This is a genomic window from Myxosarcina sp. GI1(2024), assembly GCF_053543375.1.
In genome coordinates, this window is record NZ_JBKGTY010000009.1 from 116410 (window position 1) to 126111 (window position 9702).

At 43.1% G+C, this 9702-nt stretch carries 8 protein-coding genes and 1 pseudogene; 5 read left to right on the top strand and 4 right to left on the bottom strand.

Translation table 11 applies throughout. From position 1 onward, the window contains the following. The 3 genes and pseudogenes from ACLFKQ_RS24785 to ACLFKQ_RS24795 form a co-directional block, all read left to right on the top strand. The coding region (locus ACLFKQ_RS24785) for a transposase (RefSeq protein ID WP_449002354.1) at positions 1-321 on the top strand (321 nt) is incomplete at its 5' end. A 28-nt stretch (positions 322-349) separates the two neighbouring features. Next, a pseudogene (locus ACLFKQ_RS24790) lies at positions 350-691 on the top strand (helicase-related protein); the annotation flags it as partial. A gap of 663 nt (positions 692-1354) precedes the next feature. Beyond that, complete coding sequence (locus tag ACLFKQ_RS24795) at positions 1355-1567, top strand: hypothetical protein (RefSeq protein WP_449002355.1); 213 nt, start codon at positions 1355-1357, stop codon at positions 1565-1567. A gap of 5 nt (positions 1568-1572) precedes the next feature. On the opposite strand, the gene aroC is transcribed toward ACLFKQ_RS24795, so the two are convergent. After that, positions 1573-2661: a chorismate synthase gene (aroC, locus tag ACLFKQ_RS24800; RefSeq protein ID WP_449002356.1), complete on the bottom strand. Its 1089-nt coding sequence runs from the start codon at positions 2659-2661 to the stop codon at positions 1573-1575. A 90-nt stretch (positions 2662-2751) separates the two neighbouring features. Between aroC and ACLFKQ_RS24805 the strand changes: the two genes are divergently transcribed. Then, positions 2752-3222, top strand: coding sequence for a YchJ family protein (locus tag ACLFKQ_RS24805; protein ID WP_449002357.1), 471 nt, complete (start codon positions 2752-2754; stop codon positions 3220-3222). A gap of 41 nt (positions 3223-3263) precedes the next feature. Here ACLFKQ_RS24805 and ACLFKQ_RS24810 read toward each other — a convergent pair whose 3' ends face one another. The 3 genes from ACLFKQ_RS24810 to ACLFKQ_RS24820 all read right to left on the bottom strand — a co-directional run bounded on the left by ACLFKQ_RS24810 (position 3264) and on the right by ACLFKQ_RS24820 (position 7963). Further along, entirely contained in the window at positions 3264-4193 is a 930-nt protein-coding gene (locus tag ACLFKQ_RS24810; protein WP_449002358.1) for a cobalamin-binding protein, read from the bottom strand. A 36-nt stretch (positions 4194-4229) separates the two neighbouring features. After that, on the bottom strand, positions 4230-5048 hold the full coding sequence (locus ACLFKQ_RS24815) for an aminotransferase class IV (protein WP_449002359.1): 819 nt from the start codon (positions 5046-5048) through the stop codon (positions 4230-4232). 290 nt (positions 5049-5338) lie between these two features. Further along, positions 5339-7963, bottom strand: a complete 2625-nt coding sequence (locus ACLFKQ_RS24820; protein WP_449002360.1) for a chloride channel protein — start codon at positions 7961-7963, stop codon at positions 5339-5341. Between the two features lie 183 nt (positions 7964-8146). Between ACLFKQ_RS24820 and ACLFKQ_RS24825 the strand changes: the two genes are divergently transcribed. After that, positions 8147-9601, top strand: a complete 1455-nt coding sequence (locus ACLFKQ_RS24825; RefSeq protein ID WP_449002361.1) for a GTP-binding protein — start codon at positions 8147-8149, stop codon at positions 9599-9601. Positions 9602-9702 lie beyond the last annotated feature (101 nt).

Genomic DNA, 9702 nt, shown 5'->3' on the forward strand with positions numbered 1-9702 from the left:
ACTTTTGCTGACAAGTGGGACTCCACTTATGCCCCAATTAGTAGGTCTTGGCTGGCTCACTGGCAGCACGTGATTCCGTTTTTCCAGTTTCCTCCAGAAATCCGTCGCATTATTTACACCACTAATGCGATCGAGTCGATGAATATGACTCTTAGAAAAGTGTTGAAGAATCATCGGATTTTTCCAACAGATGAAGCTGCGCTCAAAGTTATTTATCTTGCGATTAATAACTTATCTCAGAGATGGACTAGACCTTTACGGGATTGGAAAGCTGCTTTAAATCGATTTGCCATCGAGTTTGAAGGACGGCTTCCACTTTAACTTTCTTTGACACAAACTTATTGACAGATCCGAACGAGGAGAATTACAAGGATTAGTTGCCATTCGCTGTTTGGATGAAGGTATCGATATTGCTGCGATCGCAACAGCTGTAATTTTGGCTAGTAGTACCAATCCCCGTCAATTTATTCAACGACGCGGTAGAATTTTACGTCCCTATCCCGGTAAAGATAAGGCAACTTTATTTGACACTATTGTGGTACCGCCCAACCTCGATCGCGATACTTGGGAAGTAGAAAAAAACCTGTTACGCAAAGAATTAGCCAGACTAATTTCCTTTGCTGAATTAGCTAATAATGCCGAAGAAGCGATCGACAAACTACTCGAGCTTCAAGAGCAATATAATTTATAAAACCTCATCTCAAAAATAGACAGAAAAAAAGCGCGTCAGCTATGACACGCTCGAGTAAAAGGTAAATAATAATGAACATCTAGTCTTAATCTTATTATGAAATTTATTCAGCGATCTTGGTTCTTTTTTATTAGATCTTTTTAAATTACCAAATAATCTTTATCCAGAATTTAAAAAAACAATTTGCTTATTTTAAATGGACAAGACTAAAAACTAACTAGATGAAATCCTTAAAAGGATACTACATATAGGTTCTGTAAGCAAGAAAGACGGGGCGTAAAAAATTAATTATTGTTTGTATGGGCTTCTGCGGTACCTGTGCTGACTAATACTCAAACAAAGTTCGCCAGATTTTTCAGAGGTGCGATCGCCGCGATAAACTCGAGCAACAGCTTGTTTTGGTTGGTCTAGATTTCAAGGAACTTCCACCGATCTTTTAGTTACATCCACATCGAGAATGTCCCTCGTTATTTGTCTACCACCTACACTGCTTTAATCCAATTGAGAACGGCTAGTAGTTTACTTTCTTACTTTATTTAAAGATTTTTAAAGAATCTGTTGCGTAATTTGCCTAAATCTTTAAAGTTGAAAAATTAATATCTATATTGAAATTAAGAAATCAGCTATTTAATATTTCTTCATTTAATAGAGGTGTAAATAATCGTGAACGTTAATAAAATCTGCCCTTGTTGTTCTAATTCGATGTTACACTGTCTCGAGGGCAATCGCAGCTATTGGTTTTGCCGTCACTGCTGGGAAGAAATGCCCGATTTAACTGCCAAACTAGAATCGGATGAAGGAAGAGACACTACATTAGCAAATCCCAAACTTACCCCTATAGCTTCGCATAATAACATTATTGTATCACAGTTTTAATTTTTTTATAATACCTTACACTGTGCTCGATGGACTATAAAGCGATCGCACAGCACTAAAGCGACCATCGCCTCTACCATCGGCACCGCTCGGGGTAAAACACAGGGATCGTGTCTTCCCTTTGCCGCCAGTACTGCTGCTTCTCCTGTATTGGTTACGGTTTGCTGCTCTTTACCAATGGTTGCCGTAGGTTTGAAGGCAACGCGAATGATAATATTTTCTCCATTAGAAATTCCCCCCTGTACTCCTCCCGAACGATTGGTAACGGTGCGAGTCGCCCCCCGATCGTCGATGTAAAATTCATCGTTATGTTCGCTTCCGGTCATAGTGGTTCCCGCAAAACCCGAACCAATTTCAAAACCTTTAGTAGCCGGAAGGGACATCACTCCTTTAGCCAAATCTGCTTCTAGTTTGTCAAAGACAGGATCTCCCAAACCCTTGGGAGCGTTACGAACCACGCATTCTACTACCCCACCGAGGGAATCTTTATCTCGGCGAGCGCGATCGATTAGATCGATCATGCGTTCGGCACAGTCACTATGGGGGCAGCGCACAATATTACTTTCTACTTGTTCTAGAGAAACCGCATCGGGATCTACTACAGCTTCAAGATCCTTAATCCGCTTGACATAAGCAATGATTTCGACTCCCCCTGCCTGCCGGAGAATTTTTTTGGCGATCGCACCTGCTGCTACTCTGCCGATAGTTTCTCTGGCCGAGGAACGTCCCCCTCCTTTCCAGTTGCGAATACCATACTTAGCATCATAGGTAGCATCAGCGTGGGAAGGGCGATATTTTACCGCCATCTCTTTATAGTCTTGAGAACGAGCGTCTTTATTACGTACTAAAATAGCGATCGGGGTTCCCAAGGTTTTACCCTCAAACACGCCAGAAATAATTTCGCAAGTATCTGTTTCTTTACGGGGTGTAGTAATTTTGCTCTGTCCCGGACGTCGGCGATCTAGCTCTACCTGTATTTCTGCTTCACTAATTTCTAGCTGGGGCGGACATCCATCGATAACCACACCAACCCCACCACCATGAGACTCGCCAAAGGTAGTAATGCGAAATAAATGTCCGAAGGTATTACCCATGTTGCTCTTATCTGTTGGGTTTAGAGATGTATATTGTATCGTACTTAGCTTGTAGAGAGAAATTTTAATTATTACTCTGGTATTTTATCGATGTCACCAAAAGTTTGTCCTTGTGGAAGTAATCTCCAGTATCCCAACTGTTGCCAAATTTATTTGTCGGGTAAAGCAACTGCGCCAACGGCAGAACGGTTAATGCGATCGCGCTATACGGCTTTTTACAAAAGCAATATTGAATATTTAATTGCTACGCTGCATCCTAGCAAGCGTAAATTTGACGATCGCCTGAAATTATCTCACAGTGCTAAGAATACCACCTGGTTGAATTTGAAAATTATCGATACTAGCCAAGGGCAACCAGCAGCTGAAATTGGCTTTGTCGAATTTGTTGCGGTTTATTTAGTCAGAGAACCCCAACAGCTACACGAACGTTCTCGGTTTATCAAAGAAGGCGATCTCTGGTTATACTTAGATGGCGTGTTGCTGCCACCGATAATTCCCAAGCGTAACGAACCGTGCTGGTGTGGTAGCGGTAAAAAGTATAAAAAATGTCACGGAGTTTAAATGAATCGCTCGTTGAAATTACTAGTTCTTCATTCAACGCTTTATACCATAAACTTCCAGCTTTTATTTTGATAGCCAAATGCAAACAAATCGGGATGAAGAATTTCTGCGAGAATTTCTGTCGAATCGACTAATCTCGGACCGGGACGATTGAAATAGGCATTACCATCCACTAGAAAAATTTTGCCGTTTTTAACTGCGGTCAAACTTCTCCATTCGGGACGTTGCCTTAAAACTTGCGCTTCTCGTTCCGTACGTTCCAAATTAAAACCACAAGGCATAATAATAATTATTTCTGGATTTGCTTCAATCAAACTTTCCCAGAAAAGATAGGGAGACTGCTCTCCCTTAACGCTCGACAGAGGTTTACCTCCGGCAATTTCTATTAGTTCGGGAATCCAATTTCCCGCCGCCATTAGTGGTTCTGTCCATTCTAGAGCCACTACAGTAGGTATTTGGTTGGCTCTGTCTCTAACCGTAGTCGCGATCGCCTCAAGACGGTTTTTACACTGAGACAAGACTGGTTGAAAATCAACCTCCAAAGCTAGAGCGACTCGTTCGATGTCTTGCCAAACTTCTGCCAGTAAATTTGGCTGTAGGGAGATAATTTGAGGCGTGGCATCGGTAAGTTTGGCTATGGCTTGCTCTACATCTGTCAAACTAACAGCGCAGACATCGCACTGGTCTTGAGTAATAATATGAGTCGGTTTTAATCGCTCTAGTACCTCGGTTTTAATGCTATAGATGCTCAGCGCATTGCGCAGAAGAGTTTGCACGTCAGCATCTACTTGACCGCTTTTTTTATCTGTATTCAATCTTGCTTCAGTGCAGACGGGTAAATCTATAACTGATGGCGGATAATCGCATTCGTGAGAGCGTCCCACCAATGCCTCTGTCATTCCCAAACAGGCAACGATTTCTGTAGCACTAGGCAACAGTGAAACAATTCTCAGATTATTTTTGTGGGTCATAGCAAATTGCCAGAATTAAAATTTCCTAGCCTAAGTTTATTGTAAAAAGTTATTAGTATTAGTGTGGTAACTTGAGAAATAACCGCGTAACTGCTCGTGTACTTGTTTCTGAGGGTAAATGCGATCGTTTTTATCTCTAACAGTATGAATGGGAAGGATTTCTACTGCACAATTACTATAGGCAAGCGCCTGTAAATCTCGAACGAATTCGGGAGTCCAGAGATTTTCGCGCACGTGAATTCGATCGGCTCGTAGCCAGCTTAATAATTGCGCTCGCGCTATTCCCGGTAAAATGCCACTCTCTAAAGCCGGAGTAAACCAGCAGCCATCGCGCCAGCCCCAAAGATTCCCCGTACTGGTTTCTAGCCAATTGCCCTTGCTGTCTACTAAAATCGCTTCTGTCGCGTCTTGTTTATAAGCTTGTTGTAAAGCCAAGTAGGCACCTAAATAATTCCCCGTTTTGTATGCAGCTAGATCGCGGCGAAATATACTTTCTCTAGCTACCCAAGCGGTAATTCCTTGTTGTTGTCGTCGAGCTAAATCTGGAGGTAGCTCCCGTCCCGTAATTAACTCGCGACCATCGAAAAAGATCGCTATTCTGACCACGGGAAAAGAAGCTGATAATATTTCTGAACCTCGTCGGATGCGCTGCCAATTTGGTTGTTGCCAGTCAAAAGTTATCAAACTCTCCTTTAGGCGACCGCAGTGAGCTTTCCAATTAGTCAGGGAATGGCTTAAAGAGCAACCGTAAACCCGCATAGTAGTAAAAACCGTTGTACCGTAGAGCAATCCGGGATCTTTAATACTGAGTTGCAGGGTATCTTGGTGGTTTAGTTCGCCATCATACCAATACATTACATTTACCTTATCTATTTCTCGATTGCGATTATTTACACTGAGTTTAAATAATTTTCGATCGCGATCGCTCTTAAGCGCAAATAGTATTTTTCCGAGCTAATTTTTTGAGCATCAGTCTCATTCTTTATCGAGCGCTCGTACTTAGTTGGCCACAATTGATTGAGAGACTTACGAACAGTATTATTTTGCACGTCATTACTTTAATCAGCAACGCCAAATGGTAAAAGGGAAAATCATACACACCTTTAACCTTATCCTTTGAAAAACTTCTGCTTCTGCTACTTCTTTTAAAGGGCACTGCGAAAGATAATTACCGTGCTATTTACTTCTTTAGCAATCGCTTTAGGAATATTACCTCTAACGGCGTTTTGTAACAAACCCTCGTTACTCGCCCCTAAAATAATTAAATCGTAGTGAGCTACCTTGTTGAGGTTAATAATGGCTTCTGAAACCGAATGAGCGCGGATCAATAGAGGACGCACCTTTAAATTGATTTGGCTTTGCAGAAAATCGACAACCTGTTGGACATCTTTGCTAGCCGGTTTAGTTTTATGGGGAAAATAGACTTGGCATAGCTCGACAGTTGGAGGATTGGCATCGGGATAGATACTCGCCAGACCAGGAAGTATGGAAATCGCTTGTTGAATATTTTTACCCCCTGCTGTAGGAATCAGCCACTTAGCTTGGGAATTAAGCCGGAGAGGAAAATAATTGGCAGATTTACCCAATTTAACCAACAACAGATCGCAAGTAGCTTGTGCGATTAGAGAATCAGTAACACTACCAAAAATTTGTTCGGGATTGGCGGTCTTACCTTTGAAACCCATTAACAGCAAGTTAATATGTTCTTTAGTAATCGTCTCTAAGATCGCCTCGGCAATATCGTTAGCCAAACAGACTTTAGTATGTACCGGAATATTTTCTTTGCGTCCCCAACGTTCCATTTGGCGCATCAGCTTGCGACTAGCAAGAGTATTTACCTTCGCTTGGGCGGGATGAAGATAACTGGGGATGGGAACGACCTGGAGACATTCAATTTCGTACTTGTGCTGTTGGGCGATCGCCAAAGCTAGTTTCATTAACCCCGATACATTTTCCAAATTAGCCAGGGGCAACAAAATTCGCCCTCTACCAGTGGCAGGAGAACGAGTGCGATAGACGACATAGGCTGGTTCTGACTTAATTCTAGTGCGGCGCTCGTGAGTTAGCTGTTGAGCTTCGGCTTTGATAATATCGCTGCGGGTAATAATTCCCACCAGTTTATAACCTTCGGTAACTGGCAGGCGCGATAGCTGATAGCGATTGAGTAAATAGAGGACATCGGCAATGGAAGTGGCGGGATTGACCACAATCGGCGAGGGAGTCATAATATCTCTCAGTAACATACTGCCGGATTTTTGACTATCTTTGGGAATATCCGACTGAGTAACGATCCCGACTAAGCGATCACCTTCAACTACAGGAAAGCCACGATGGTGCGATCGCGACATGGCTTTAATTACTTCGGCAAGAGTCAGGTTACTCGATAGAGTTTCTACTTTGGACTCCATCACATCATCGGCAGTGAGTTCGCTTAAAAAATCGTGATGGGGATGTTCTTCGGTTAGTTCGATGCCGCTTGCTTCTAAAAGGTGTTCGTATAATGAGCCGGCAGAAACGCTTTCGGCGACGATGTAAGCCACTGCCGAAACGATCATCAACGGCAACACTAAATTAAAATCTGCCGTCATTTCAAAGACAATTACAATTGCCGTAATCGGAACTCTAACTACTGCCGTAAAAAAAGCTCCCATCCCTGCCAAAGCAAAAGTATAGGGAGATTCGGTACCGATGACGCTGACTTCAAAAGTTCCCACAATATAGCCTAGGGCAGAACCCAAAACTAAAGCAGGAGAAAACAAACCTCCAGGGGCACCAGAACTATAAGCGACAATGGTCAGAACAAACTGGGAGACAAACACTAGTGCGGTCAATTGCCAACTCAACTCCCCAGCAATTAAAAACTCCCGTAGACCAGCATAGTTACGAAAGTAAGCAGGCAAAAAAGCAATTACTAACCCTGAAACTAACCCGGCAAAGCCAATTTTTAGAGGTCTGGGCATGGGTAGACCGCGATTGAACTTCATGCCACGAATGATACAGCGATTGAATAGACCACCTAAAATACCAGCCAGAACTCCTAACAATAAATAAAACGGAATTTCTGCAGGGGCAAAGCTACCGCGTCGAGTTGCATCCAATAAAGCCTCCGGTAAATTGAGATCTGCCGTACCGAGAAACCGTGAAATAACCGCACCAGTAAACGAAGCCGCGATCGCAGTTTCTAAAGTCAAGCCAGAAATATCTCGCATCAATTCTTCAATGACGAAGAGTACCCCGGCGATAGGGGTATTAAAACCCGCAGCCAAACCTGCTGCTGCCCCTGCCGCGATCATCTGACGGCGGTTAGTCGGAGAATTAGGGATCCAGCGGCTGACTTGCGCTCCCAATGCCGCTCCGATGTGTACCGTAGGTCCTCTGCGACCCAAAGTAAAACCCCCACCTAAGATAAAGATCGTAGCTAGAGTTTTAACTAAGGCAACCCGCAAATTTAACACGATGGGATATCGCGCCAAAGCTGCCTTAACTTGCGGAATACCACCTCCTGCGGCTGAAGGAGACAACAATTCGATCGCCCAACCTGCCAGACAGCCAAAGAAAAAACCCATCAGAGGAAGGGATATATAAGCTCCATGAATTGCTGCCGTTTTAACCCGCCACTGTCCCAGCCAGCCAATTCCCTGTTTGAGTAATAAAGCTGCCATAGCCGAAAATAAACCAATTAGACAAGCTTCAACTAGGGCATAACGAGTGTCTGTAATACTACTCACTAACCATTGAGATTTTCGCCAGTTAGGAAGCAGATTTTTCATTATTTATAAATAGCAACTATTTATCGCGAGGCGGTTATATTTCTTAAATTCTACAATAGTAAAAGGATGAAGAACGAAGGAGCGAAAATGCTTCAGGATTGATAACACTCGTGAAAACTTTCTATATCTTCCTATCTCCTTATAAATTTAATTCTATCCAACTACTCAACTAAGAGGTGCTTTTTGTCAGATCGACCAAAAAAATTTTGGCAGGCTGTAGAATTAGATAACACAATTCTCAGTCTCGAAGAAATTACCGCCGAAATTAACTATCGCAAAGCCCAAAAGAGCTTGCGCAATTTAATTGATAATCTCGATTTAACCACCGAGGAGCGCTCGGGACTAGAATCGGAGATCGAGCGCCTGAGCGGGATGTTAGACAAGCTAGAACATTCTGTGGTGCAAATTGCCGCTTTCGGCATGGTAGGCAGGGGCAAATCTTCCGTACTCAACGCTTTGGTAGGTAAAGATATCTTTCCGACCGGAGCACTACATGGGGTAACGCGCCAGGTAAGTACCACTAATTGGCAACTACAGCCAGAACCAATTGCCAACAGTACAGAAAATCTCCAGCGTCTTACCATACCGACTACGGGAGGACAAATTCAGTTACTCGATACTCCCGGGATTGATGAGGTTAATGGTGAAACTAGAGAAGCCCTGGCTTGTAATTTAGCTCGACAAGTAGATTTAATTTTATTTACTATCTCAGGAGATATTACTCAGGTAGAGTATCGTGCCCTCTCCAAACTAAGAGAAGCGGGCAAGCCAATGCTGTTGGTGTTTAATAAAATCGACCAGTATCCCGAGGCAGATCGCCTAGCGATTTACCATAAAATTAAAGAGGAGAGAGTTAAAGAATTGATTTCTCCCGAGGAAATCGTTATGGTTGCCGCTTCTCCCATCGAAATTCGAGGGATTAAAGACAAAAATGGCAAATTAAAAGTTAGGCGCGCTCGTGGCAAACCACAGGTAGAGCAATTAAAGCTTAAGATTTTAGAGCTTTTGGAGCGAGAAGGTAAATCTTTGGTAGCTCTTAACAGTATGCTTTTTGCCGATGAGGTAAACGAACGGTTATTACAACGCAAATTGAAAATTCGCGATCGCGCCGCTAACGATTTGATTCAAAAAGCCACAATGTTCAAGGCGATGGCAGTAGCCCTCAACCCCGTGACGGCGATCGATTTGTTTGCTGGGGGGTTACTAGATGTCTCGCTGATTATCTCTCTATCTCGTCTTTATGGGATTAACATGACCCAAGCAGGAGCGGTCAAACTCCTAAAAAATATCGCTCTGAGCATGGGGGGGGTGAGCGCGAGCGAATTACTCGCCACCCTTGGCTTGAGTTCTCTAAAAGGCATTTTAGGGATTACGATTCCCATAACTGGGGGAATTTCTCTGGCTCCCTATCTCTCAGTGGCGATCGCTCAAGGCAGCGTGGCGGGAGTATCTTCCTACGCGATCGGACAAATTACTAAAACCTATTTAGCTAATGGTGCCACTTGGGGAGAACAAAGCCCAAAAACTGTAGTTAAAACCATTCTTGATTCTCTAGACGAGCGATCTATTCTCAATCGGATTAAGTCTGAACTACAGGATAAGTTAACTTTATCTCGCAATAAAAAATTTGTAGGATAGGCGGTAGTCCTGTAGAAGTAATGATCTAAAATAAACGTCGAGCTTGAATAACTTGAGAGCAAAGCCTACTTGTCCAAGCTGCCATTCTGAGAAAATTGTCA